Raw genomic sequence first — 26,334 nt, 5'->3', positions numbered from 1 at the left:
TCAATTCAAATACTTCCCAACAATCGGTACTCTTCTTCCCACACCAAATGCTTTTGGTGAAATACGTATGATGGGACAAAACTGGTTTCGTTTGTACTCATTATTGTTCACCATTTTCAATGTACGGTCAACCAATGCGGCATCATACCCCATGGCTTTAATTTCTCCCGGCCCCATTCTTTTTTCAATGTACTGATAGAGTACCTGGTCGAGCAGGCTGTAATCGGGTAAGCTGTCGCTGTCTTTCTGGTTGGGTCTTAATTCTGCACTGGGCGCTTTACTGATGATATTTTCAGGGATGATTTCTCTTCGCCTGTTGATGTATCTGGCCAGCGCATACACCTGCAATTTGTAACAATCGCCCAGTACGCCTAAACCACCGGCCATATCGCCGTATAAAGTACCATAACCGGTTGCCAGTTCACTTTTGTTGGATGTGTTTAATAATATGTAACCGAATTTGTTGGCAATGGCCATGAGTAGATTACCCCTTGTTCTGCTCTGTATATTTTCTTCAGCCAGCGAAAAAGGCAAGCCGTTAAACACCGGATCAAGTGTTTTTGTAAATGCATTGAAAACTTCATCAATGCGGATGATATCGTATGGATTGCCAAGGTTTTTACTCAGTTCTACCGCATCGTTAACAGAATGGTCAGTTGAATAGGGTGATGGCATAAGAATAGCCCTAACATTCTCTGCGCCCAATGCATCGCAGGCAATGGCAAGCGTAACGGCCGAATCTATTCCACCCGAAGAACCCAGTATAGCTTTGCTGAAACCCATTTTTGAAAAATAATCACGAATACCCATGATGAGCGCATCATATACCTGTGCAATATTTAATTCGGGTTCAAGTGTAGCGGGATTGAGTTCTTTATCTGGTACACGGCTTGCAGGTTCTAGTATAGGTGCCTGTATACTGCCATCATTATTCAGTTCAAGTGTAACCATGGCTTCTTGAAACATGGGTAATGCGGCACAGAGATTGGCATCTTTATCAAATACAAGTGAAGCGCCATCAAACACAATTTCTGTCTGGCTACCCACTGCATTACAGTAGAACATCGGAATCTTATATTTCTGAACATTGGCTTTGATGACAGACTTTCTGTCTTCATCGTGTGTATAATCAAAAGGAGAAGCGCTGATATTGAGCATCAGGTCAGGTGATTGTTCCATCAGTTGATCCATCGGACAAATCCTGTATAATGGATTATCGCCCATGTTCCATATATCTTCACAAATGGTAATCGCTAATTTTTTTCCTTTGAAGGGAACGACTTTCCATTCATAAGCCGGCTCAAAATAACGGTACTCATCAAACACATCGTAAGTGGGTAATAGTGTTTTATGAATTTCTGCCTTGATCTCCTTCTCATACAGAAAGAATGCTGCATTAAAAAGATCTTTTCCCTTCTGTATATTGTTGCGGGCGGGTGAGCCAATCAATACGGCAATGGTATCTGCATGTTCTTTGATCAGATCAACCGCTTCATAACATTTATTGATGAAATCACTGAACTCCACAAAATCTCTGGCAGGGTAGCCGCACACACTCATTTCACTAAACATGATGATATCGGCACCTGCTTTTTTGGCCTCTTTGATGGCACCGATTATTTTAGCTGTATTGGCTTCGAAGTTTCCGATATGATAATTCTGCTGTGCGATACTGATCTTCATACAAACACCTGTTTAATAAGCTTCAGGTGCAAAGTTCAGTAACTTTTGCATAGGTTTTACAGCGTTCCTTGATTTGACTCAAGGTTTTATCAGCATCTTTGTAAAAACCAGCTAAACTATGAACCGGTGGTACGCGGTACTGTTAATGATGATAAGTCTTGCCTGTGGCAATAAACCCAATGTTCCCGATGTGTCGGCGATACAGGCTCCCGTAAGCCTGCAACGGTTTGAAAAATCTTTTTTTACACTCGATACAACTAAGTTGGCGGAGTCTTTACAGGAACTCACTGCAGAATACCATGGTTTTACGCAGGATTTCCTCTTTAACATTCTCGGCAGTTCACCTGATGCGGTTTTAACGGATATCCCTTTTTTTATTCGTACTTACCAGACAATGGCTAAAGATGTGAGCACACAGTTTACTGATCTTGCCAAAGAGACAAATGAAATACAGCAGGGACTTCGTTTGGTAAAACATTATTTTCCAGAATACCGCCTGCCTGAAAAAATCATCACATTTATAGGACCACTTAACAGCTATGGCAGCATTATTACACCTGATGGACTGGGTGTGGGCTTACAATTGTATTTAGGCAGTAATCATCCATTATACCTTACGGAAGAAGGACAGCAATTGTATCCGCGATATATTTCGAGAAGATTCGACAGAATGTATATTTCTGTTAATGCCATCAAAAATGTGATCGATGATTTGTATCCGCCTATGTATGTAGATAAACCCCTGGTTGAGCAGATGATAGAAGCTGGTAAAAGATTATACCTGCTTGACCATCTCATGCCTTATACAGCTGACTCATTGAAAACAGGATACACGCAAAAGCAACTGGAGGGCTGTTTTGAGAATGAAAAAAATATCTGGAGCTTTTTTATACAGAACAACCTGCTTTTTATCAATGACCCCGAAATAATTCGTGACTATATGAACGAAGCGCCCAATACGCCTACATTAGGACAGGCATCACCTGGTTTTATTGGTCAGTTTGTGGGAGGGCAGATCGTCAAAAAATGGATGTCGCAGCAGAAAGATCAAGGCAATATGAAAATGCTGATGGAGACGTCTGCTAAAAAAATATTTGAAGAAGCGAAGTATAAGCCCTGATATCCACTAATTCCCTAATGGCTAACTCCTAATCCCTAACACCTGTTTATAATAAAGGGTTGAGGGGTTAGCTATGGGAATTAATTCATTTTAGAAGGAACAATCATATCAAAAGCAGGAATATTTACTTCGAAGAACTGTTTGGTATGTTGATTTTCCATCTGGTAGGTTCCGTGCATTTTGCCCATTTCCGTTCGAAGATTACATCCACTCACATACTGGTAATGTTCGCCCGGTTGTAAGACAGGCTGAATACCTACTACACCTTCACCTTCAACTTCTCTGTGTTCGCCATTACTGTCGAAAATATGCCAGTGACGGCGCAACAATTTGATGGTAAAATTATTATGGTTTTCAATGGTAATCCGATAAGCAAACATATACTCCCCATTCAGTGGGTTACTATAGTCAGACTGGAAAAAAGTCTCCACACTGATCTCTACCCCTTCTGAAATTTTGGATACCATAAGGTTGGTTTGAATAGGGTAAAAATAAGGAAAATAAGCTGATAGTCCATAGGCCATAGCCAATGGCCCATGGACTATTAACTATGGACTATTTTAACACAAAAAATACCTCTCATCCCTTACCTTCGCAGCACTTTAAAAAAGAGGAATTATGACCAGGATTGCTGTAGCAAAAGGAGATGGGATTGGCCCAGAAATAATGGACGCAGTTTTATCGGTTTTTACCGCCGCTAAAGTGCCTTTGGAATATGATTTTGTGGATATGGGTAAATGGGTGTTCGACAAGGGATACAGTAACGGAATGACCCCCGAAGCACAGCAAAGCATTGAATCGCTGGGTATTCTTTTCAAGGGACCAATGGAAACTCCTAAAGGAAAGGGTGTGAAAAGTGTGAATGTAACCGCCCGTAAAACCTGGAACACTTATGCCAATAAACGCACATTCCAGACCCTGCATGGTGTAGATACGGTATTCAGCAAAGCTGGTATTCCCATTGATATTACGATTGTAAGAGAAAATATTGAAGATACCTATGGTGGTATCGAGCATATGCTTACCCATGATGTAGCATTGAGCAGAAGGTTTATTACCCGCCCGGGCAGCATGCAGGTGATTAAGTATGCATTTGAAATGGCGAAAAAGAAAGGTGCCAGCAGAATCACCTGTGGACATAAAGCCAATATCATGAAAATTACCGACGGGTTATTCCTGGAAGTGTTTTATGAAGTGGCTAAAGAGTATCCTGAATTAAAGGCAGATGATGTAATTGTGGATGATCTCTGCATGAAACTGGTAAGTCGTCCCGATTTATTTGATGTGGTGGTGCTCACCAATCTGCAGGGCGATATTGTGAGTGATCTTTGCGCCGGACTGGTTGGCGGACTTGGTTTTGCTCCTTCAGCCAATATCGGCGATCATATTTCCATTTTTGAAGCAGTACATGGAACAGCACCTGATATTGCCGGAAAAAACATCGCAAACCCAACGGCATTGCTGTTGAGCGGTATCGGTATGCTGAGACATTTAGGTTTGATGCAAACAGCCGCTATGATTGAAAACGCACTCCTATATACGCTTGAAAGTGGTATTCATACAGGTGATTTCGGCGATAAAAATATCCCATCGGTAAACACTACCCAATTTTCGGAAGCGATCATTGCCAATTTCGGCAAATTGCCTGTACATCACCCTAAGCCATTGCTGGCCGATCAGCCGGCAACACCCACCATTTTTAAACTGGAGAAAAATCCGATGCTGGAGAGTCTGGAAACGGCAGTGGAAAATATCATTGGGGTGGACGTATTTATTGAAAGCAATGAACAACCGCTTGCAGTAGCAGAAAAATGTTTACAGCATACACTGGATCTCTTCAAACTGGTAACCATCAGCAACAGGGGTACACAGGTTTGGCCCAAAGGCTCATCATTTACCAACCTGGTAAACCAGTATGGCTGTCGTTTTGAAAGTGTGGGTGAAGTGCCTTTAACGCAGGTAGACATACTGGAATTGTATAAAAGACTGTCGGCCGATTTCAAAATCTGTTCAACAGAACTGCTAAATGCCTGGGGCGATAAAAAAGCCTATAGTCTGGCCCAGGGGCAGTAATCAGACTTTTGAAATAAGGGTAAAGCCTAAAATAATGGTCAAAATGAAGGCCTTGCAGCTTGTAGCTTGAAGCTTGCAGCTTTTTTCCTAATTTCACGCCTTCAAACAAAAGAGCAATCGAACTATATGGCAGAAGTGATTTTAATGCCCCGACTGAGTGATACCATGACAGAAGGTGTTATTGCCGCCTGGCACAAGAATGTAGGTGATGCAGTTAAGAAAGGTGATCTCCTGGCAGAAATTGAAACAGACAAAGCTACCATGGAGCTGGAAAGCTACCAGGATGGTATTTTATTACATATAGGAACGCCCAAAGGGGGCAAATTACAGGTGAATGACCTGTTGGCCATTTTTGGAAAAGCAGGTGAAGATATTTCAGCACTGGTTGCCCAACATGCAGGTGGAGCAGCCCCTGCTCCGGCCGCTACAGCAGCTCCTGCTGCTGCAGCAGCCACAGAAGCACCTGCCGCAACCTCAACAGCAACTATTGATGTGTCGAATATGGAGGAAGTGGTTTTGATGCCACGTTTGAGCGATACCATGACTGAAGGTGTAATAGCTGGATGGCATAAGAATGTGGGTGATACAGTGAAGAAAGGAGAAGTGTTGGCCGATATCGAAACCGATAAAGCCACCATGGAACTGGAAAGTTATAAAGACGGGGTTTTATTATACCAGGGTGCCAAAGCCGGTGAAAAAATACTGGTGAATGATCTGCTCTGCATTATCGGAAAACCCGGTCTGGATGTAGATGCTATTGTAAAAGCTGTGAAAGGAAGCGCTACTCAGGCAGCCGCTCCTGCAGCACCTGCTCCATCTGCAACTCCTGCGCCTGCGGCCGCACCTGTAGCTGCCCCAGTTGCCGCACAGGCAGTTGTAAATGAAGGAAGAATATTCGCATCACCACTGGCTAAAAAAATAGCCGATGAAAAAGGAATTGATCTTCGTTATGTAAAAGGTACAGGTGATAATGGACGCATTACCAAAAACGATGTAGATGCATTTGTGCCATCTGCAGCACCAGTTGCTGCTCCTGCTGCGAAAACAGCGTCACCTCTTGTTGCTGCAGCTCCGTCCGGACAGGTTAGTTTTGAAGATGTACCTGTATCGCAAATGCGTAAAACCATTGCCCGTCGTTTGAGTGAAAGCTTGTTTACGGCGCCACATTTCTATCTTACCATGGCCATTGATATGGATGCTGCAGTTGCGGCCCGTGCCAAAATCAATGAAGTGGCTCCTGTAAAAATCAGTTTTAATGATATGGTGCTGAAAGCAACTGCACTTGCATTGAAACAACATCCAAAAGTAAACAGTAGCTGGTTGGGCGATACCATCCGTTACAATCATCATATCAATATTGGTGTGGCTGTTGCAGTGGAAGACGGATTACTGGTTCCGGTAGTACGTTTTGCCGATACAAAATCATTAAGCCAGATTGGGGTAGAAGTAAAAGAATACGCACAGAAAGCAAAAGATAAAAAATTACAACCCGCCGACTGGGAAGGAAGCACATTTACCATTTCTAACCTCGGTATGTTTGGTATTGATCAGTTTACTGCCATTATCAACCCGCCCGATTCATGTATCCTGGCTGTAGGTGGTATAGCCCAGGTGCCTGTAGTGAAAAATGGACAGGTAGTGCCGGGTAATATCATGAAAGTAACCCTTAGTTGCGATCACCGTTCAGTAGACGGTGCTACAGGAGCAGCTTTCCTGCAAACACTGAAATCATTGCTGGAAGAGCCTTTGAGAATGTTGGTTTAATAGTGAGTGACTTACCTTATGATAAAATAAAGCCGCCGTTAAATATTTAACGGCGGCTTTATTTTATCATAAACTTTATACTCACTACTGACTACTCACCACTCACTTATTTACTCCCACTCACATCCAATCGGCGCCCCTGGTGCTATTTCACGATGCTGGGGAAGCTCAATGTCTTTGGGTTTTTCAATTCGCTCAATCGCATACAGGTAATGCGGGCGTAAAGCTGCATTAACAGCAGCTTGTTGTTTGGCGTAGCTTTTTATGCTGTTGAGACGATCAAAGCAAATGGATTTTACCTGGTAGTTGGCCGTATTATCCTGGCTCAGTGCCAGTAACCAGGTAAGAACTATTTGCTGTGTTTGTGCCTGAACCTGTGCTTTCAGTCCATCCTGTTTTTTACCCATCCATGTTTTTTTGATGATGGCATCCAGTACATCACTCCAGCCAATAGTACCAGCCTGTGCCTTGAATTGTTCCAGCCTGTTGGCCCTTTCTGCATTGAATAAAAAGCCAAGCTCGAAATGGGCCAGCGCTTCTGCAGCAGCCATAGGATCGAAACTCATACCGGTACGTTTGGCAAATGTTTCACCAACACCATAATACATGGGCGGACGTGGAGGAATGAGCATACTGATGCGGTCTGGTAAAGTAAGCACATCCGGATTCAGGCAATCCAGTGCAGCCTGTAATGCTTTTTGCTGGATGGCATTATCAAGTACCTGAGGCTTTTGTTGTGCATCACCCCGAACATTATAACTGTAGTTCATACCGCCAATAAGTTTGCAAACAGCTTCAATCTGGTAGCGGTGATAATTGTAAACCGGAACGAGTATATCTTCCAGTCTTGACATGGGCACAGACTCTTTAATCGCATTTTCGGAGAACTGGTCGAGTGCTTTCTGCCGAACCTGTAATACACTTTTCAGTTCATCGGTTACATCTTTGCCATTGTCCCACAAATGCGCATAAGGGTGAAGTCCACCGGCAGCACGGGCATCGGCATCTGCAATAAACAACAATCCCTGCCGGGTATTTTCTTCCAGAATTTTTTTCAATCCCTCATTTTCGTTCACGCCATCAGGAAAATCCTGGTAACCATAGATGATGGCACGTTTATCCCATTCACCAATTTCATTGGTATATACTTTGCTGAAATCTATTTCGCCTTTACTGTTCACAAAAACATTGGGATGAGGGTAGTCCATCACCGACCCACGATTGTTATAACTGGATGCATAGTTATGTTGTAGTCCAAGTGTATGACCAATTTCATGGGCTGACAACTGACGTAAACGTTGCAAAGCAGCTTCACGCATGGTGGCGGGAACAGGTTTGCCGGTTTCATAAGGAGATAATAAACCGGTGAAAATAAGATGATCCTGTCGAACACGTAAGGAGCCTAAAGTAACCTGTCCTTTTATGATTTCACCAGTGCGGGGGTCGGTAACAGAAGCGCCATAACTCCATCCGCGGGTAGAACGGTGTACCCAATTGATCATATTGTAACGGATATCCATAGGGTCGGCATCATCAGGTAATACTTTTACGATAAAGGCATTGCGATAACCTGCAGCTTCAAAAGCCTGGTTCCACCAGCGGCCTCCTTCGAGTAATGCAGAACGAATGGGTTCGGGTGTTCCGTTGTCAAGATAATAGACGATCGGCTCCACAGGATCGCTAATAGCCGCTGTAGGGTCTTTCTTTTCGAGCCGGTGTCTTGAAATGAACATCTGTTCAATGGGTTCCGTAAAAGGACTGCTGAAATCGAAATAAGAAATACCGAAATAACCACTGCGTATATCTTGTTTACGAGGTGTATACTTATTGTCGGGTAATTGTACAAATGAATGATGCATACGAACCGTAATGGCTTCACTGGAAGGTGTTACAGCATTTACATAACGACCTGCATCATTACCGCCGGTAAAAGTAATAGTAGCTTCAAACTCACTGTTTAAAGGGAAATTACGGGTATTGGGCAGGAAGATGGCGGAGCGCGATTCGTTAAAAGTATAAGTGCCCTGACGCATACTGCGGATTTTATCGGCTACACCATGTGCATCTCTCAGGAAAAAAGAAGTGGCATCAACCAATACTTTGTCACCCTCATCTTCGTCAATGCTGAAACCGGCAATAGTAGACTGGGCAAAGGATTCCTGTACTGCCTCTCTTTCTTTCTCATCATTGGAGAGAGCTCGATAACGGTAATTGGGTTGAATCATCAACAGTTTCTTGCCTACTTTATGAAAATAAACAATACGGGTACCACCTAACTGGCCACGATCCAATCCGATGTCGTTTGAACCGAGACCGGCAGGTAATGAGTTTACGTATAAAAATTCCTGGTTGAATTTATCCACCTGCAACCAGATTTTTCCGGCATTGGCATCCCACCAGAAAGTGAAATAACCATCATACCGTTTCATATTTTTTGTTTTGTCGGCAATTTTAGATGAACTGTTTTGTGCCTGAATGCTGCAGAAGAGTAAACAGGAAATAGCCAGTAGCCAGGTGCGCATGTATGAAAGTTTTGGTGAAAAGATTTTGGTTCGAACCCCTATAAAGATATTTTAAAACCAATCATTCTGACTCAGATCAGCGAAATAAAAAATCCTGTTACAAACGTAACAGGATTTATATACTTGTTGTAAAAGCTGAATTAAGCGTTGAAAGGAATCTCTGGATTACTTGGTGCTGGTGCTTCAACAGGAGCAGGAGCCGGTGCAGGAGCAGGTGCTGCTACAGGGGCTGGTGCTGGTTTAGCGGCTGCCTTCTTTTTTGGCGCTGCTTTTTTCTTGGCGGCTGGTTTTTTAGCAGCAGGCTTTTTGGCTGCGGGCTTTTTAGCGGCTGCCTTCTTTTTTGGCGCTGCTTTTTTTGCGGCTACTTTTTTCTTCGGCGCTGCCTTCTTTTTAGCGGCTGCTTTCTTTTTTGGTGCTGCCTTTTTCTTGGCGGCTGCTTTCTTCACCGCTTTTTTTACGGCTGTTTTTTTCTTTGGGGCTGCTTTCTTTTTAGCGGCTGCTTTTTTCTTTGGAGCAGCTTTCTTAGCAGATTTTTTTACTGCTTTCTTTGCAGGTTTTTTTGCAACTTTTTTAGGAGCTGCTTTTTTTGCGGCTTTCTTTTTAGCTTTTGCCATGATGGTATTAGTTTGTTGTTGTAAATGATGAGGTATGAAAGTTAGAAAATTATTTGTGAATTAAAATGAATAGTTGCTGTAAAAAATTTTTAAGGTCAATACACATTTTATTCTGCCACTTCCAAAAGACTCAGCTTTCCATCCATGGTGGCAGCCAATATGCGGTTACGGCTTAGCACATTCACCGTATTCACCATCGAATTATCAATCTTATACACCCATTTCTTCGCTCTTTGAATGGGGTCAATGGCGTATACGCGGCCACTCTTGGTACCAAATACAACAATACCCTGCTTTTCAATGAGCATAGAAGGAACATGTTCATAGCCAAAACCACAGTCTATTTTCCAGGCTACAGCCTGCTTTTCGCGTGAAGTAGGGAATGCCACGATCAAATCATTCATGGTTTTACCATAGATCCATTGCCCGTTTTCAGCAATACCGATCGATTCTCTTACAGTTGCTTCGTTGTTTCTCCATAAAGTAGCACCCGTAATAATATCAATGGCCGTAAGGTATCGATCGGGAGCTACGATATACACTACATCATCTTTAATAACCGGAATACAGGCAGCAGGTGAATAATTACGTACGGTTGATCCATTGTTCCATTTCCAGTTGAGTTTGCCTGTTTTTAGATCCAGGGCGTAGAGGTTTCGATCCCAGGCGCCAAATAAAACCTGGTTGCCATGAATAACAGGGGTGCTCATAACCGGACCTTCCAGTTCTGTAAAATGCCATATCTCTTTGCCCGTTTTGAGTTCAATGGCCCGGAAGCCATGATCACTGGCGCCAATGTATACAATGCCGTCCTTGATTAATGGTGACCCCAGCACTGCAGCATTGGCTTTGTATTTCCACAATAATTTGCCTTTTGTTGCATCGAAGCAGTACACAAAACCATCACCTGAGCCAACCACCATCTTCTGTTGGTCGATGGCAGGAGAAGAAAATACAGAACCACCCGTTTGATAGGCCCATTTCTTTTTACCCGTCTTTATATCAATAGCCGTAATATTTCCCAGACTATTGCCAAAAAATACCAATTGACCATTGCTGGCGGGTGTTGAAATAACATTGGCTTCTGAGCTGTACAGCCATTTGGCTTTTACCTGTGGAAAGCTGTCATTTACTGTATAGGAAGGACGTAAACTGGCCGGACTTTTCTGGTAAGTATGTTTTTCGATCTTTAAACCGGTCCAGGAAGCCAGTGTTTGTTGACCTGGTCTTCTTTCTGAGAACAGGATGGAATCTGTTCTTACATCCACCAGGTTATACCCCCCGATTTCAGCTTTGGCGCGCAGGTTTGACCGGCCCATAACAGCAGGAATGCCTTCAAAATTCATGGCCCTGTTTGCATGACCATGGCCACACAAAGCCGCAATGGTGTTTTTCTGTTTGAGACGATCAATTACTTCATACCAGTTGTCTAAACCATTGTCGAGCGGATAATGATTCAGGAAAATAATGGGTTTGTCATTGTCTGTTTTATTCAGTTCCTTATCCAGCCAGTTAACAGCATCACGGGGAACATGTCCATCACTCATACGTACATAAGGACCGGAAGCGCACCCGAAAAACCGGATACCATTGTAGGTGAAAACAAATTTGTCGTACCCGAATATTTCAGCAAAAGCTACACCACCACTTTCACTCCAGCCTGTATCGTGATTGCCCGGTATGATATAGTAGGGTACTTTTAATTCGTCGAGAATGGCCCTGGCTTTTTTAATTTCTTCGGTGGTTCCCAGTTCGGTGATATCGCCGGTTAATACCACAAAAGCAATATCGTTCATCTGGTTAATATCGGCCACGGTTCTTTTCAAATCCTCTTCGGCACTGCCATTGGGGGAACCTATATGGGTGTCGGAAATAAAAGCAAAACGAAAAGGTTTAATCTGGGCCTGCGTCTGTATAGTAAAATAAAGCAGCAGACAAAGGAGTAGATATTTCATGGGGGAAAGTTACAGACAATACAAAACAATTGCTTGTTTAACTATTTATGTTACTGTTAAACGACTTTATTTTCCCTACACATCCTTAGGATTCCAGTGGAGGAGAAGGAGAGGTTGCCAGCATAATTAATGTTATTTTTGATTCATGTCATTCAATCAAACCGCTTTCAAAAAAGCCGATATTATCATTCAGTCAGCGGCTCTGGTAATCATTGGAGCCACCTGGTTTTTTGATACGGAGTTAGCCATGATGGCTTTTTTCCTGGGTATAGGTGGATGGCAATTACTCAGTATGAGTATTCACCTCCTTCAGCGATGGAACCAAAATTTCCTGGGGAGAAGAATTTACCAGTATGCTTTGTTGATAATACTGGGAGTTTTCCTGATAAGCCTGCTGTCTGCAACCATCATGATATGGGTATTGTATTTACTGTTATTTATTACGCCTGTACTGGCCTTTTATTACCTGGTTATTTGTTACCTGGAAGTGTTGAGGAGAAAATGATATGAATAAATCGATATGGAGTAATGCAGATATTTATGGACAGATGCTGGTATGGATATTATCGGTACTGCCTTTTATTTTCTTTTTCTCCTCGCTGTTTAAGGTGAATGATTTTTATATGCTTTTGCTGGTACACGGATTGGGTTTGCTCATTATTGGTGTATGGCAAATGGTGAGTACATTGATTAATCTGTTACTGGCTGCCGAGGAATGCAAAGGCTTCTTTCGTAAAAATATTCTGATTGGAACAATGCTTGCAGTTTTATTTTTCGGATGGGTTTATTCGGGTAATTTCAAAATACCCTTACCGGCTGCTAAAACGTATTATAGTTATATTCTAGCATTTTATTTTTTGCTGGTAGACATCGCTGCCATACGTTACTGGAAATATATTCATCACTATTACAAACAGGTAAGTCATGTCTAAAAAAACAATTGTACTTGGCGCATCAGAAAACCCCGCCCGCTATAGTTTCCTTGCAGTAAACAGGTTGCGTGCAAACGGTCACCCGGTGGTGGCCATTGGAAATAAAAAGGGACAGATTGGAGACATTTCCATAATAACAGGACATCCTGCTGAAGAGGGTACAGACACCGTAACACTCTACCTCAATCCACAATTGCAACAGCAGTATTACGATTATATTCTTTCATTGAAACCCAAAAGAATCATCTTCAACCCGGGTACAGAAAATGAAGAGCTCGAAGCGCTGGCAAAAGAAAAAGGGATAGAACCTGTAGAAGCTTGTACACTGGTACTCCTGAGCACCGGACAATATTAAAATAAATCTAACCCAGCCCGGGATTTCAATCCCGGGCTGGGTTAGATTTATTTTTTAGGAGCTTTTGTAAGTTTAAAAGCCCCGATTTTAGTGGAATAGTTACGCCCGCCTTTCTTCAAATAATCACCTACATACCAGATGGTTTCATCATCACTCGGGTCAACAGCAGTCTGGGTATAATCTTCCCAGCGCAGGGTATTGGTTTGAGAAGCTTCGCCATGTACCAGTACCACTTCATTCAATGTTAACTGACCCAGCGGATCGCCATAATAACGGCCTGCAAAACGCTGACCAGGATAATCTGATTTACCTCCAAAAGAATAACCAATACCAATATTGCCCTTTCCATCAATCGCCGGACTGGCCATCCAGCGGTAATTTGTATCGGGGGCATAGGTGCTTTGCTGGTATAATTGCAGACTGCGGTCTTTATTCACTAAAAATTCGTACCAGCGAACACCACCGCCGCCTGCAGACGTATTCACAGAATGCACGCCCACAACAGATTCACGATTGCCTATTCTGCGGTATACAAGCCGGGCCATCAGTTTATCGCCTTGTGAATCGAGCCGTTGATCGGTATCGGGCTGCGGAACAGTTTTGGTAAGCTGGCCGCCACCTAGGTACTCATAAGGTGCCACATCAATTTTTACAGGACCTTCCAGACGGGTGTTTGAAAAATCTTTCCAGTCTACATAAAATTTCCAGGCATAAATACCATCATCACCCAATACCTTTTTCAGTTGCGAGCCACCTGCTGCCAGCATAATACTGGGAGCACCTGCAGGTGGTAACTGTTTTCCATCAAGATCGGCATTGATGATAAAGTTTACATCCTTAATAATAAAGGATTGTTCTTTCGCATCTTCCCCTTTCAGCATTTTACTGCGGTCAACAACATAAGCATGTTTTTCAATTACATCATCACCTGTACTGGTAGTGGTATAATAACCATCGGGCCATACGGTCGGGCGCGGGTAATCGGGAAACAGATCGCGCTCAAATTCATAACGGTAATAAGTTCCCATTGGATCTGGTGTGGTACTGATGGCATAACACATACAGTATGTGCCTTTATCGGGTGGTCTTGGTCCGGCAGGACGTTGTGCAGGCGGAACGTTGTTTGCGGGAGTAGCGGGTGCAGGCGGTTGATAAAGTTGTGCGGCTTCGCCGGGTTGAGGTAATATTTTTTTGGCACCGGTAGTAGTATCAATATTTCTTGAAATACCTTTTCGGAAAGTAGGCATAACAATCAGCCACCTGTCGGCCAGCTGATCATAACGCACCACAGCATCTCCATTGTTGATTTGTTCACAGGGGCCGCCAAAACCACGAAATACATTTTTTGTTTCAACAGGCCCATATAATACCTGACCTGATACAGTATATTTTTTTCCTTTTTTGGTGAAGATGGCCATACGGGAATTAACGGTTTGTACCACATGATCCAATCCCACAGCCAATGAATTATCAGAAGGATTACGCATTACAGCAGTACCCTGCGGGCCGGTAAAACTTTCACCCAATCCATCGAAGCTGGTCACCAGCAAAGGAGCAGTCTTACTGCCAAAACGGGTTTGTTCAACCGCAATGGCTTTTTGATCCAATATCTTTTTATTCAAAACAGCGCTATTCAATCCTGATGTATTTTCAGGTTCATGTTGTACCCTAGCTGCTTCTTTATAAAGCTGGTTAAAAGGTTTAGATACATCATGTTTAACGGCCTGGCTGGTTTTAACAATGCTGGCAGAAGGGGTTTGCTGTGCAGATAAACCAGAACAGCCAATAATTCCTGCAAGCAAAAATGAAACTTTCATATTGGTGGAATATAAGGGTGAAAGAAGGTAACGGGCAATAGATGCCAATCACTTGTTGAAACTAAAAACTGTAATCTGGGAAGGGTTCTTATTTTTTGTTGGTTATTTCTCTGTTTTTAACTGACATTCTCTCCTAAAAAAACTATATTCGACACACCAAAATGCCAACCAATGAAATCGCAGCCTATTTCAGAAATAAGCACCGAAAACCTGAAAAAAAATTATAAGGCCATGAAACTGGCTACAGGCATTTTATCAGGGATGTTTATGGTGATGGTTGCATCAGGCGTATATATAACCCTCACCAAAGGGTTTGGTGCTATCTCTATTTTACCACTTGTTTTCTTGCCTCTCTTTATCAGTAATATCACCAACCTGAAAAAGATTAAAACCGAACTCATAAATCGTGGGGAAATAACAAAGTAGTAAGTAAATCAAGGAAAACAAGACATAAAGGACAAGAGGTCCGGGTGTTACATTTTCAAATTTTCAAATTGCAATATGGGAGACCTTCAAATTAAAAAACAACCCAAACAATACGATGCAGTCATCGTAGGTTCGGGGGCAGGTGGTGGTATGGCCGCATATGTACTGGCCAATGCCGGACTTAAAGTTTGTTTGCTTGAAGCAGGTGCTGATTATGATCCTGCCAAACATTCTTCTCAACTTAAAAATCCATGGGAGTCTCCCCGAAGAGGAGCAAGCACCAAGTATCGTCCCTTTGGCGATTTTGATGGCTGTTTCTGGGGATGGGAAATTGATGGAGAACCTTATACCATGGCAGAAGGCAGCGACAAGTGGGATTGGTGGCGGGCCCGTATGATTGGTGGACGTACCAACCACTGGGGAAGAATATCGCTGCGTTTTGGTCCGAAAGATTTTAAAAGAAGAAGTATTGACGGACTTGGAGATGACTGGCCCATCAGTTACGATGATGTAAAGCCTTATTACGATAAGATTGATAAGTTACTGGGTGTATTTGGTTCAGTGGAAGGATTACCGAATGACCCAGATGGTATTTTTCTGCCGGCGCCGAAACCGCGTTTGCATGAACTGATGATAAAAAAAGCGGCAACGGGTATTGGTGTGCCTGTTATTCCTTCAAGGTTATCCATCCTCACCAAACAAATCAATAAAGAACGTGGTGAATGTTTTTACTGTGCGCAGTGCGGACGTAGCTGTAAAGCTGCCGCAGATTTTTCTTCTTCATCAGCACTGGTGCAACCTGCAGTAAGAACAGGTAATGTGGATGTGATTACGCAGGCCATGGCGAGAGAAGTCATCACCAACAAAGAAGGAATCGCTACAGGAATATCTTATGTAGATAAGACAGATATGATGGAATACCAGGTAAGCGGCAGAGTAGTAATACTGGCTGCCAGTGCCTGTGAAACTGCAAGATTACTGTTGAACTCAAAATCACAGCGTCACCCGAATGGATTAGCTAATAGCAGTAATGTAGTTGGTAAATACCTGCACGATTCAACAGGTGCCGCATTAGGTGGTGTATTACCTGAACTCTTCGGACGTAAACGATATAATGAAGATGGAGTAGGTGGTATGCACGTATATACCCCCTGGTGGCTCGACAACAAAAAACTCGACTTCCCACGCGGATATCATATTGAATATTGGGGTGGAATGGGACAACCTGCCTATGGTTTTGGTTTTGGTATGCAGGGCATGAATGGAAAATATGCGGTGAATGGTGTGAAAAAAGATGCCGGAGGTTATGGTGCTTCACTGAAGGAAGACGTACGTTATTTCTATGGAGCAGGTGTGGGAATGGCTGGCCGTGGTGAAGCAGTTCCACGTATTGATAACTATTGTGAGATCGATCCGAAAGTAGTAGATAAGTATGGTATACCTGTATTGCGTTTCCATACCACACATTCAGATCATGAGATCAAGCAGGCTAAGCATATGAAAGAAACTTTCAAGGAAATCATGCACGAAATGGGTGCCATTATTACCTGGGGAGGAGATGATGATGCTTCCAATAATTATGGTCTGGCCAATCCGGGTAATATTATTCATGAAGCGGGTACTGCAAGAATGGGGAATGATAAAAAAAGTTCCGCACTCAATAAGTGGAGTCAGGCGCATGATTGTAAAACCCTTTTCTGTGTGGATGGAAGCCAATTTACTTCACAGGCCGATAAAAATATCACCTGGACCATCCTCGCACTTTCTATGCGTGCATCGGAGTATATCATTGATGAAATGAAAAAACAAAATCTGTAAATCAATTCCGCCTCAGGCGGGACAAAAAATAATACCATGGACAGAAGAAAATCCATAAAAGCATTGGTCGTAGGTACGGTAGCAACAGGTGTATTGGTGGATGCCTGTAAACCTGCGGAGAAAAAAGAGGCTACCGGTACCATTGATGGCATTAATGTGGAAGACAGGATGGCGGAGGAAAAAGCCTACCTCGAAAAACTCAGTAAAGAAGCAAAATTCTTTACAGCACATGAAATGTCTACAATTACCATCCTCGCAGATATCATTGTTCCGAAAGATGCTGTTAGTGGTAGTGCCAGCGACGCAAAAGTTCCCGAATTCCTGGAATTTATTGTGAAAGATATGCCCTCACATCAGACACCCATGCGTGGAGGATTACGCTGGCTCGATATGCAATGCTTCAAACAATTTGAAAAATCATTTGCGGATTGTTCTGAACAACAAAGAATACAGTTGATCGACCAGATTGCTTACCCTGAAAAAGCAAAACCTGAAATGGCACAAGGTGTGGCATTTTTTAACCTGATGCGAGATTTAACGCTTACCGGTTTCTATACATCTGAAATAGGTGTTAAAGACCTCGATTACAGAGGAAATGTACCTAACAAATGGAATGGTGTACCAGATGATGTATTAAAACAATATAAGCTGGCTTATTCCGAAAGAGAATTAAAAGAATGTGCCAGTTATAGCTGATACAAAAAGGGCCAATCGTTCAGATTGGCCCTTTTTGTATTTAACTCACCCCACTACCCGGATTAATTTTTTCTTCGGGATTGATGAAATGCAATTTGCCATTGGCATCTTCAGCCATTAATATCATTCCGTTACTTTCAATACCTCTCATTTTACGTGGCGCCAGATTGGAAACTACAGTTACCTGTTTCCCGACAATATCTTCAGGATTAAAATGCAATGCAATACCCGAAACAATGGTTCTTGTTTCAAAACCAAGGTCAACCTGTAATTTAAGCAGTTTGTCGGCTTTCTCTACTTTTTCAGCCGATACAATGGTACCCACTTTTAAATCAATCTTTGCAAAATCATCGAATACAATCTCCTGCTTCACCGTAATGGTCTTCACTTCACTATTTACTACTGCCTGCTCACTATTTTCTTTTTTCACACTGGCTGCATTTAATTTTTCCACCTGTTCCATGATTTCAGTGTCCTCTATTTTTCTGAATAATAATTCCGGTGCGCGAAGTGTATAACCAACACTCAATAGTTTCAGGCTTCCTGCATGCTCCCAATCCAGCATTTTATCAACCACTTTCATCATATGGCACATTTTCTTTGCCGTAAAAGGAAGGAAGGGGTTGATAAGTATGGCCAGGTTAGCTGTTAACTGTAAACAGATATGCAAACAGTTATCAATACTTTTTTGCGCCGCCGGATTTTCAGCAAGGCTTTTGGCTACGATCCAGGGTTCTTTTTTCTGCATATACTGGTTACCTGTTCGGGCAAGGTTAATCACTTCAAACAAGGCTTCCCTGAATTTGTATTCCTCTAAAAGACCGGTTACTTTTTCGGCAGTCGCTTTTATATCTGCCATTGTTGACTGATCCAGTTCATCAGCTATCTCCTGGTGAAAGGCTGGTACTTTTCCACCGCATAATTTGTGCATTAGTACAAAAGTGCGGTTAACAAAGTTGCCAAAAATGCTTACCAGCTCACTGTTATTGGCATCCTGGAAACCTTTCCACATGAATTCGCTGTCTTTGGTTTCAGGAGCTATTTGTGTGAGATAATACCGCAGCACATCCGCCATCTGGCTGCCGCCATTTTCTTTATGGATGAAATCGTTGATATAATCCTGCATATCTAGTTTCCAGTTGCGGCTGGTACTCATTTTATCACCTTCCAGGTTCATGAATTCATTCGAAGGAACATTATCGGGTAAAATATTACCATGCAGTTTCAACATCACAGGAAAGATGATACAATGAAATACAATATTATCCTTCCCGATAAAATGCACGAGTTTGGTGTCTTTATCTTCCCAGTAAGGCTTCCAGTCTTTGCCGGTATTAATCGACCATTGTTTGGTGGCACTGATGTAGCCGATCGGCGCATCAAACCATACATACAATACTTTACCTGCTGCATCCGTCAATGGAACTTTTACACCCCAGTCAAGATCACGTGTAACGGCACGGGGCTGCAAACCACCATCAATCCAGCTTTTGCACTGACCCAGCACATTTGCCCGCCAGTCATTGGCGTGTTCGTTTAATATCCACTCCCTTAAAAAAGTTTCATGTCTGTCGAGTGGCAGGTACCAGTGTCTGGTAAGTTTTTTTACAGGTGTTTTACCGCTGAGTGTACTTACCGGGTTAATCAACTCGTCCGGACTCAGGCTTTTGCCACAACGTTCGCATTGATCGCCATAGGCGCTGTCGAAACTACAGTTCGGACAGGTTCCTTTGATATAACGATCGGCCAGAAAAGCGTTGGCTTCCTCATCAAAATACTGTTCAGACTCTTTAATCTCCAGGTCGCCGTTATCATTCAGTTTGGTAAAAAACTCCTGTGCCGTTTCATGATGCAAAGGATCACTTGTGCGGTGGTAAATATCGAAAGCAATACCCAGGTCCTTGAAATTTTGTTCCATCAGGGGATGATACTTGTCGATGATCGCTCTTGCTGTAGTTCCTTCCTTGGTAGCTTGTATGGGAATGGCTGTTCCGTGTTCATCGCTGCCGCACACAAAAACCACGTCTCTTTTCTGCGACTTTAAATAACGCACATAGATATCGGCAGGTAAATAGGCGCCTGCCAGGTGACCAATATGTTTCTGCCCGTTAGCGTAGGGTAAGGCTGCTGTAATCAGGTATCTTTTCGGTTGATTCATGCTCTAATCTTCTAAATCCGGTTATAAATGATGCGCCGGGATGCAAAAATACAGAATGACCGCTAAAGCCCTTCTACAGGATTTTTGGCGGGAATATTTGGCGTTTAAGGGAAAAAGCGTAAGTTTGATATCATTTTAATATCAAATTGAATTTTATGGAAAAAGTATACAAAGGGTTTTCCGGATTTACAGCCCTCCTTGCAGCGATGGTATTGCTGGTGGCCGGACTATATATTTTGATCGTGTATGTGTCAAATGATAACTCACCGGATGCTGGCTTAATTATAACGATGATCGTTTGTTTGCTGGGTTTTGCATTCATCCTTAAAGGCCTGGTCATTGTTCAGCCCAATTATGGTATTACACTTACTTTTTTTGGAAAGTATGTAGGTACGCTGAAAGAAAATGGTCTTTCATTTGTCAACCCACTTTTTGTAAAAATGAAAGTGTCGCTCCGTTCAAAAAGCCTGGAGAGTGCCAAACTGAAAGTAAACGACAAAATGGGTAACCCGATCGAAATTGCAGCAGTCATTTTATGGCAGGTGCAGGATACCTACAAAGCTGTTTTTGAAGTGGTGAATTTTAACGAGTATATGACCAACCAGAGTGAAGCGGCAATCCGTCACCTGGCATCCAGTTATCCCTACGACAGTATTGAAGATGAGTTTGCGAATATTACTTTACGCGATGGTGGCGAAAAAGTATTCGAGTTATTGGAAGCCGAACTCAATGAACGGTTAGCCAAAGCGGGTATAGTCATTACAGAAGCCCGGATCAGTCACCTGGCTTATGCGCCCGAAATAGCTGGTGCCATGTTGCAAAGACAACAAGCCACTGCTATTGTTGCTGCCCGGAGTAAAATTGTGGAAGGAGCTGTGGGGATGGTAGAAATGGCTTTGGATATGCTTTCAGCAAAAGAAATAGTTGAACTGGACGATGAAAAGAAAGCAGCCATGGTAAGTAACCTGATGGTAGTTTTGTGTGGCGATAAAGCAGCTTCACCGGTATTGAACACAGGTAGTTTATATCACTAGTATCTTTACGGATCAATTCAGTTATGGGGAATAAAAAATCATTTGTACTAAGAATAGATGAGCAGACATATGCTGCATTAGAAAAATGGGCTGCAGATGAATTTCGTAGTGTGAATGGGCAAATTGAAATGTTGATTGATAAGTCACTGAAAGATGCGGGCAGAAAGAAAGAAGCAACCGCCACCATCCATAAACAGAAACCAAAAAAATAACAGAAAGCTTAGCAAACCCATGACTAAAATGCCATCCCGCCTCCTCAAAGGAGATACAATTGCTATAGTTTGTCCGTCTGGTTATATGCCCGCAGAAAAAGCAGCAACCTGTATCAGGGTATTAAAGGAATGGGGTTATGAAGTGAGGGTTGGCAAAACATTGGGTAATCAGTTCCACTATTTTTCAGGAACAGATGAAGAGAGACGTGCCGATCTGCAATTTATGCTCGATGACCCCTCAGTAAAAGCCATTCTGTGCGGAAGAGGTGGTTATGGTATGAGCAGGATCATTGATACCCTGGATTTTTCAAAGTTTAAGAAATCTCCCAAATGGATCATTGGTTACAGTGACATCACATTGCTGCATGCGCATCTGTATAACCAGTTCAAAATTGCTTCTTTACACTCACCCATGGCAGCAGCTTTTAACGATGGCGAGTTTTCGAACGAATATATTCAGAGCCTGAAAAAGGCATTGAAGGGAAATAAACTTTCGTATAAAACGAAATCACACCCATTTAACAGGACTGGTAATGCCAGTGGGGAACTGATTGGTGGTAACCTTTCGTTGGTAGCACATATGATTGGAAGTAAATCATCGTACAATACCAAAGGGAAAATTTTGTTTCTGGAAGATGTAGGGGAATATGTGTATAATATTGACCGCATGATGATTCAACTGGAAAGAAGTGGCATGCTCTCACAACTTGCTGGCCTTATCATTGGTGGATTCACGGAAATGAAAGATACCGTTATTCCCTTTGGCGCAAATGTTACAGAGCTTATTCATGAACGCGTAAGTAAGTACAAATACCCTGTTTGTTTTGATTTCCCGGTGAGCCACTCAAGGGAAAATTACCCATTGAAAGTAGGTGTCAAACATGAACTGGTAGTTGCCCGGTCATCGGTACAATTGAAAGAGTTGTAAGCAAGTAGTCGATAGCTAATAGACCATAGTCCATGGTCCTCGACTATGGTCTATTAACTACTGGCTTAACAAACTATCCAGCTTACGCTGCATCAATTCAAAACTATTGAGGTTACGGTGTGTCCCGTTTTCGATACTTATAAACTCATCTCCTGGTTTCAGTACTTTCTTTAGTTTACTGGCATTGCTGTATGGAATTACAGCATCATCAGTTCCATGAAAAATGGTAACCGGAGCTGTTACTTTTTTTATGTATTCATTGGAGGGGAACTGGTATTTCAGAATAGATTTCAATGGATACATCCACAAATAAATGCCGACCAGTGAACGCATGCTGTTATAGGGAGTTTCGAGAATCAGTTTTTTGCAGTCTCTTACAGAAGCCAGTTGAACAGCAACACCTGACCCCATCGATTTACCATAAATGATAATGTCTTTGGGTTCATAAAACTGCCTTGCTCTTTTGTATACCTGCAAAGCCTGTTCATACATGGCTTCTTCTGTTAAGTCGCCCGTTGATTTACCAAATCCCGGGTAATCGGGCATCCATACTGCATAACCGTTCTTGGTAAAACGTTCCACAAAACGGCGATACCTTCTCACATTGCCCCTGTTGCCATGAAAATATATAACCAGTCCTTTACGCAAACTATCAGGAACAGTAAAATGAATCATATTGGTTTCTGAAGTACCATCAGCTGGTATCCATACCTCCTCAAATGGCTGATCAAAATGATAGCTGCTGTCTTGTGCAACTACAACAGGTTGAAATAATATCTTTTGCTGAAAAGAATAAAAAAGAATACCCATCAGCGCATATATTAAAACGATAATCTTTAACCAGCGGGGGATTTTCATGATGTCTGATGTCTGATGTGCAAGTTAGTACTTTCATCATATCCTATATCTGACATCAGACATCTTTCAATATTTCAAAATGTCTCTCACAAAATTATGGTATTCCGGAAAGGAAGGCAGGTTGTTATGTCCGCCGCCATGTATACGGATCAGGGTGATTTTATGTGGATTGAATTGCTGTAATTTCTCGCTGTGCTGAATGGGTATGAGCATGTCTTTGGTGCCATGTATAATGTAGGTATGACAGTTTACTTTCTGTATCCATTTATCAGTGCGTAAATGAAAACGAAGAACATATTTAATGGGTAGTATAGGCAGGAATCGCTCCACTACTTTTTTGAAACTATAATAAGGAGCGTCCAGTATCAGGTAACGGGGCTGGTTATCAGATGCCAGTTTGGCCGCAAACCCGCTACCCATGCTTCTTCCGTATACCAGTATATGATGTTGCTGGTATTTTTCACAGAGTTTTTCATATACATGCTGCATGTCATTCAGCATATCCTTCTCAGTTCGTTTTCCGGTGCTTTTACCGAAACCCCGGTAGTCTACAAGTACCACATCATAATCATACCTGTAAAAATCTTTGGCATATTTAGCCCATCCTTTGATGCTTCTTGTATTGCCATGCAGGTAGAGCAACAACCCCTTGGGTTCTGTACGGTAAAAATGAAGTCCATTGATGCGAACACCAGGCGCAGGTTCAAAAAATAATTCTTCAAATGGGATATCATACTCAAACCGAAAATCGTGTTTGAGTTTCTCAGGTTTGAAGATCAGTTTTTCCTGTACCAGATAAGCCAGTACTGATAATAAAAGAATACCTCCTATCGTATAAACAATAATCAAAAGCAGTGTTTGCTGTAAGTTCCGAAAAAAATAACAGTTTTTGAACTTTGATTTAGTGATTTACACTGTTCCAAATCATAAAATCAAAGATCAAAAAATCAAGAAATTTTCTTCCAGGCATCGATGCCACCCTTTAAATTCAAGAGGTTGGTAAAGCCGAATTTTTCTTCAAGTCTTTGTATGGCAATCTGACTCCTGATCCCTTTTTTGCAGTAAACAATAACGGGTCGATCGATAGGAATCTGCTGGTGTTGAAGTAATACATCGGTCAAAGGAATAAGTGTTCCTCCAATATTGTAATCTTTATGTTCAACAGGTTCTCTTACATCAAGTAAGAAAACCTGATCTTTCTTTAGCAGCGCTTTTAACTCTTCAGGTGAAATATGGGTCATTCTAATTCACTTCCTTCGTAATATACCCGCTTTAAGTTCAGTCTTGAAACCGGTGCCACAATCAGCGGAAATTTCTCCACTGTTACATTGCTGGGGTCAAGACCAAAACCTCTTTCTTCTCCCAGACTGATTTCTTTGAGCCAGAAATAGAGTTTCATCACAATTCTTTCAAAGAAGGGGAGTTCGTTATCCTGACTCAGGTATTTTTCCAATACAATAAACTGGAAATCGCCCACCACATTATTCTTTTCAAGACTCTCATAGCGGGAAGTAATGTTTACTTCCTTATTGTTTACGAGTTCTTCCACCACTTTCCGGAACATCAGATTAATACGTTGCTCCACCCGGAAACCAAGCCTGAATTCTACTCGAATGATATCGTTGGGAATAATATGTTCAACGGAGAACTCGCAGGTATAAGGATCGTCCAACACATCTACATGTACAAACCAGTAGATGTCGGCGCGTTTTGGTTTTTTATTGAGGATGGAATAAATGATTTTGTGCTCAATTTCTTTCGGATTGTTTGCACTTGTCATATACACCAGGTGAGTGGCATATTTCGGGATGGTTCTGTCGTTACTCAGTTCCTGTATCATAGGTATATAATGCTCCATGCGTACAAACTCTACATACCTGTTTTTAATTTTTCGACTACGGAACCATACATACATTACGGCAAAAAGCCCTCCACCTACAATCAGTGTTACATAACCACCATGCATAAACTTCTCGAGGTTGGCTACAAGGAAAGAAATTTCAATAGCCAGGTATACTAAAAGGTAGAGATATATCCATGCAGGCAAAATTCGCCGGCTCACGAGGAAATTGGCAAATAGAATGGAAGTACTGATCATGCACATGGTAATGGCCAATCCATATGCAGCGCCCATATTAGCCGATTTCTGGAAGTATAATACAATGGCCACACAGCCTACAAATAATAAAAGGCTGATACCGGGAATATATAATTGTCCCTTTTCTTCCGTTGGGTAATGAATTTTCATTTTAGGCCATAGGTTCAGACGCATCGCTTCGCTGATCAGTGTAAATGAACCCGATATCAATGCCTGGCTAGCGATAATAGCTGCGGTGGTGGCAATGATGATACCAGCGAGCTTAAACCAATCTGGCATGATACCAATAAAAGGGTTAAATCCTCCGGCAATCAGATGTTCCGGAATAGCACCACCCCTGTAGTTGGCCAGTAGCCATGCACCCTGACCCAGATAGTTGAGTATTAAACAGATTTTTACAAATACCCAGGAGATACGGATATTTCCTTTGCCGCAATGTCCGAGATCGCTGTACAAAGCCTCAGCTCCCGTGGTACAAAGGAAAACAGCTCCCAGTAACCAGAAACCTTTGGGATAATTGGTAAGCAGGTCAATGGCATAATAGGGATTAAATGCTTTGAAGATGGCAATATCATCGAGCAAATGAATGGAGCCAAGTACGGCCAGCATGGCAAACCATACAAACATAATAGGGCCAAACAGTTTTCCTATTGATGCAGTGCCAAATTGCTGCATAAAAAATATCAGTGAAATGATGGCGATTACAATTCCAACAATGGTACTGGTAGTAATATGACTGAGGGAAGGTAATTGTCTTAAACCCTCAATAGCAGATGTAATGGAAATGGGCGGCGTGATAATACCATCGGCCAGCAGTGCGGCACCACCTATCATGGCAGGTACCACAAGCCATTTTTTGCGCCTTCTCACCAAAGCATACAAACTGAAAATACCCCCTTCACCTTTGTTATCGGCTTTCAATGTGAGGATCACATATTTAAAGGTAGTTTGAAGCGTCAAAGTCCATATAACACAGGACAAAGAGCCCAGTATCAATTGCTCATTAATGACTTTGCCATGAATGATTTCATTGAGCACATAGAGAGGGGAAGTACCGATGTCTCCGTAAATAATACCTAATGCAATGATAAGTCCTGCAGAAGTTACCTTGTTTAAATTCTTGCTCACGCCAGACAGACCCGGCCTTAGTGCCGTAATCTTTAACAAATGTATAGGAAAAAACAAGGAACTATAAACACTATATTAACTTAGAAATGAAGATTTCTTTCACCCGCCTGAGGCAGCGCATTACCGGGTTTTAGGTTTTTGTG

At 42.3% G+C, this 26,334-nt stretch carries 23 protein-coding genes; 12 read left to right on the top strand and 11 right to left on the bottom strand.

The annotated features are described in order from the left end of the window. Entirely contained in the window at positions 1-1,683 is a 1,683-nt protein-coding gene (locus tag ACH3Z1_RS01650; RefSeq protein WP_490820095.1) for an NAD+ synthase, read from the bottom strand. A gap of 118 nt (positions 1,684-1,801) precedes the next feature. Between ACH3Z1_RS01650 and gldB the strand changes: the two genes are divergently transcribed. Next, on the top strand, positions 1,802-2,803 hold the full coding sequence (gene gldB, locus ACH3Z1_RS01645; RefSeq protein WP_490820094.1) for a gliding motility lipoprotein GldB: 1,002 nt from the start codon (positions 1,802-1,804) through the stop codon (positions 2,801-2,803). Between the two features lie 80 nt (positions 2,804-2,883). On the opposite strand, the gene apaG is transcribed toward gldB, so the two are convergent. After that, on the bottom strand, positions 2,884-3,270 hold the full coding sequence (gene apaG / locus ACH3Z1_RS01640) for a Co2+/Mg2+ efflux protein ApaG (protein WP_490820093.1): 387 nt from the start codon (positions 3,268-3,270) through the stop codon (positions 2,884-2,886). 151 nt (positions 3,271-3,421) lie between these two features. Between apaG and ACH3Z1_RS01635 the strand changes: the two genes are divergently transcribed. Together ACH3Z1_RS01635 and ACH3Z1_RS01630 are read left to right on the top strand one after the other, a co-directional pair. Then, positions 3,422-4,876: an NADP-dependent isocitrate dehydrogenase gene (locus ACH3Z1_RS01635; RefSeq protein ID WP_490820092.1), complete on the top strand. Its 1,455-nt coding sequence runs from the start codon at positions 3,422-3,424 to the stop codon at positions 4,874-4,876. 126 nt (positions 4,877-5,002) lie between these two features. Then, positions 5,003-6,640, top strand: coding sequence for a pyruvate dehydrogenase complex dihydrolipoamide acetyltransferase (locus ACH3Z1_RS01630; protein ID WP_490820091.1), 1,638 nt, complete (start codon positions 5,003-5,005; stop codon positions 6,638-6,640). 110 nt (positions 6,641-6,750) lie between these two features. Here ACH3Z1_RS01630 and ACH3Z1_RS01625 read toward each other — a convergent pair whose 3' ends face one another. The 3 genes from ACH3Z1_RS01625 to ACH3Z1_RS01615 form a co-directional block, all read right to left on the bottom strand. Then, a complete protein-coding gene (locus tag ACH3Z1_RS01625; RefSeq protein ID WP_490820090.1) occupies positions 6,751-9,162 on the bottom strand; it encodes a zinc-dependent metalloprotease in 2,412 nt (803 codons plus the stop codon). Positions 9,163-9,302: 140 nt separating this feature from the next. Beyond that, positions 9,303-9,776, bottom strand: a complete 474-nt coding sequence (locus ACH3Z1_RS01620; RefSeq protein WP_490820089.1) for a hypothetical protein — start codon at positions 9,774-9,776, stop codon at positions 9,303-9,305. Positions 9,777-9,883: 107 nt separating this feature from the next. Then, complete coding sequence (locus tag ACH3Z1_RS01615; protein WP_490820088.1) at positions 9,884-11,731, bottom strand: outer membrane protein assembly factor BamB family protein; 1,848 nt, start codon at positions 11,729-11,731, stop codon at positions 9,884-9,886. 145 nt (positions 11,732-11,876) lie between these two features. Between ACH3Z1_RS01615 and ACH3Z1_RS01610 the strand changes: the two genes are divergently transcribed. Genes ACH3Z1_RS01610 through ACH3Z1_RS01600 form a run of 3 tightly spaced genes read left to right on the top strand, consistent with a single transcriptional unit; the run spans position 11,877 to position 13,018 of the window. Further along, positions 11,877-12,236 carry a hypothetical protein gene (locus ACH3Z1_RS01610; protein WP_490820087.1) on the top strand — a complete coding sequence of 120 codons (360 nt, stop codon included), beginning with the start codon at positions 11,877-11,879 and terminating at the stop codon, positions 12,234-12,236. Between the two features lies 1 nt (position 12,237). Continuing rightward, positions 12,238-12,663: a hypothetical protein gene (locus ACH3Z1_RS01605; protein ID WP_490820086.1), complete on the top strand. Its 426-nt coding sequence runs from the start codon at positions 12,238-12,240 to the stop codon at positions 12,661-12,663. Beyond that, the gene (locus ACH3Z1_RS01600; RefSeq protein ID WP_490820085.1) at positions 12,656-13,018 is read left to right on the top strand and encodes a CoA-binding protein; all 363 of its coding nucleotides are present in this window, start codon (positions 12,656-12,658) and stop codon (positions 13,016-13,018) included. Before ACH3Z1_RS01605 ends, ACH3Z1_RS01600 begins: the two co-directional genes overlap by 8 nt. Before the next feature lie 47 nt (positions 13,019-13,065). On the opposite strand, the gene ACH3Z1_RS01595 is transcribed toward ACH3Z1_RS01600, so the two are convergent. Next, positions 13,066-14,835: a hypothetical protein gene (locus ACH3Z1_RS01595; RefSeq protein ID WP_490820084.1), complete on the bottom strand. Its 1,770-nt coding sequence runs from the start codon at positions 14,833-14,835 to the stop codon at positions 13,066-13,068. Positions 14,836-15,006: 171 nt separating this feature from the next. On the opposite strand from ACH3Z1_RS01595, the gene ACH3Z1_RS01590 reads away from it, so the two are divergent. The 3 genes from ACH3Z1_RS01590 (at position 15,007) to ACH3Z1_RS01580 (ending at position 17,775) form a co-directional block, all read left to right on the top strand. Beyond that, complete coding sequence (locus ACH3Z1_RS01590; protein ID WP_490820083.1) at positions 15,007-15,261, top strand: hypothetical protein; 255 nt, start codon at positions 15,007-15,009, stop codon at positions 15,259-15,261. A 75-nt stretch (positions 15,262-15,336) separates the two neighbouring features. Then, positions 15,337-17,079 carry a GMC oxidoreductase gene (locus ACH3Z1_RS01585; RefSeq protein ID WP_490820082.1) on the top strand — a complete coding sequence of 581 codons (1,743 nt, stop codon included), beginning with the start codon at positions 15,337-15,339 and terminating at the stop codon, positions 17,077-17,079. A gap of 36 nt (positions 17,080-17,115) precedes the next feature. Further along, complete coding sequence (locus ACH3Z1_RS01580) at positions 17,116-17,775, top strand: gluconate 2-dehydrogenase subunit 3 family protein (protein ID WP_490820081.1); 660 nt, start codon at positions 17,116-17,118, stop codon at positions 17,773-17,775. A 40-nt stretch (positions 17,776-17,815) separates the two neighbouring features. Here ACH3Z1_RS01580 and metG read toward each other — a convergent pair whose 3' ends face one another. Then, positions 17,816-19,933 carry a methionine--tRNA ligase gene (gene metG, locus ACH3Z1_RS01575; RefSeq protein ID WP_490820080.1) on the bottom strand — a complete coding sequence of 706 codons (2,118 nt, stop codon included), beginning with the start codon at positions 19,931-19,933 and terminating at the stop codon, positions 17,816-17,818. A 155-nt stretch (positions 19,934-20,088) separates the two neighbouring features. Here metG and ACH3Z1_RS01570 point away from each other — a divergent pair, with 155 nt between their 5' ends. The 3 genes from ACH3Z1_RS01570 to ACH3Z1_RS01560 are packed head-to-tail and all read left to right on the top strand — an operon-like array spanning position 20,089 to position 22,107. Continuing rightward, on the top strand, positions 20,089-20,967 hold the full coding sequence (locus ACH3Z1_RS01570; RefSeq protein ID WP_490820079.1) for an SPFH domain-containing protein: 879 nt from the start codon (positions 20,089-20,091) through the stop codon (positions 20,965-20,967). 23 nt (positions 20,968-20,990) lie between these two features. Continuing rightward, entirely contained in the window at positions 20,991-21,179 is a 189-nt protein-coding gene (locus tag ACH3Z1_RS01565) for a type II toxin-antitoxin system antitoxin (RefSeq protein ID WP_490820078.1), read from the top strand. Positions 21,180-21,207: 28 nt separating this feature from the next. Then, the gene (locus tag ACH3Z1_RS01560; protein WP_490820077.1) at positions 21,208-22,107 is read left to right on the top strand and encodes a S66 peptidase family protein; all 900 of its coding nucleotides are present in this window, start codon (positions 21,208-21,210) and stop codon (positions 22,105-22,107) included. 57 nt (positions 22,108-22,164) lie between these two features. Here ACH3Z1_RS01560 and ACH3Z1_RS01555 read toward each other — a convergent pair whose 3' ends face one another. The 4 genes from ACH3Z1_RS01555 to ACH3Z1_RS01540 form a co-directional block, all read right to left on the bottom strand. Then, a complete protein-coding gene (locus ACH3Z1_RS01555) occupies positions 22,165-22,965 on the bottom strand; it encodes an alpha/beta hydrolase (protein ID WP_490820076.1) in 801 nt (266 codons plus the stop codon). A 66-nt stretch (positions 22,966-23,031) separates the two neighbouring features. Next, a complete protein-coding gene (locus ACH3Z1_RS01550; protein ID WP_490820075.1) occupies positions 23,032-23,814 on the bottom strand; it encodes an alpha/beta hydrolase in 783 nt (260 codons plus the stop codon). 98 nt (positions 23,815-23,912) lie between these two features. After that, positions 23,913-24,206, bottom strand: a complete 294-nt coding sequence (locus ACH3Z1_RS01545) for a rhodanese-like domain-containing protein (RefSeq protein WP_490820074.1) — start codon at positions 24,204-24,206, stop codon at positions 23,913-23,915. Then, entirely contained in the window at positions 24,203-26,191 is a 1,989-nt protein-coding gene (locus ACH3Z1_RS01540; RefSeq protein ID WP_490821232.1) for a KUP/HAK/KT family potassium transporter, read from the bottom strand. The genes ACH3Z1_RS01545 and ACH3Z1_RS01540 overlap by 4 nt, the downstream gene beginning before the upstream one ends. Positions 26,192-26,334 lie beyond the last annotated feature (143 nt).

Source organism: Sediminibacterium sp. FW305-C-49, from assembly GCF_058231085.1.
The sequence above is the reverse complement of the archived record's forward strand: the minus strand, read 5'-3'. Positions and strand labels throughout refer to the sequence as shown.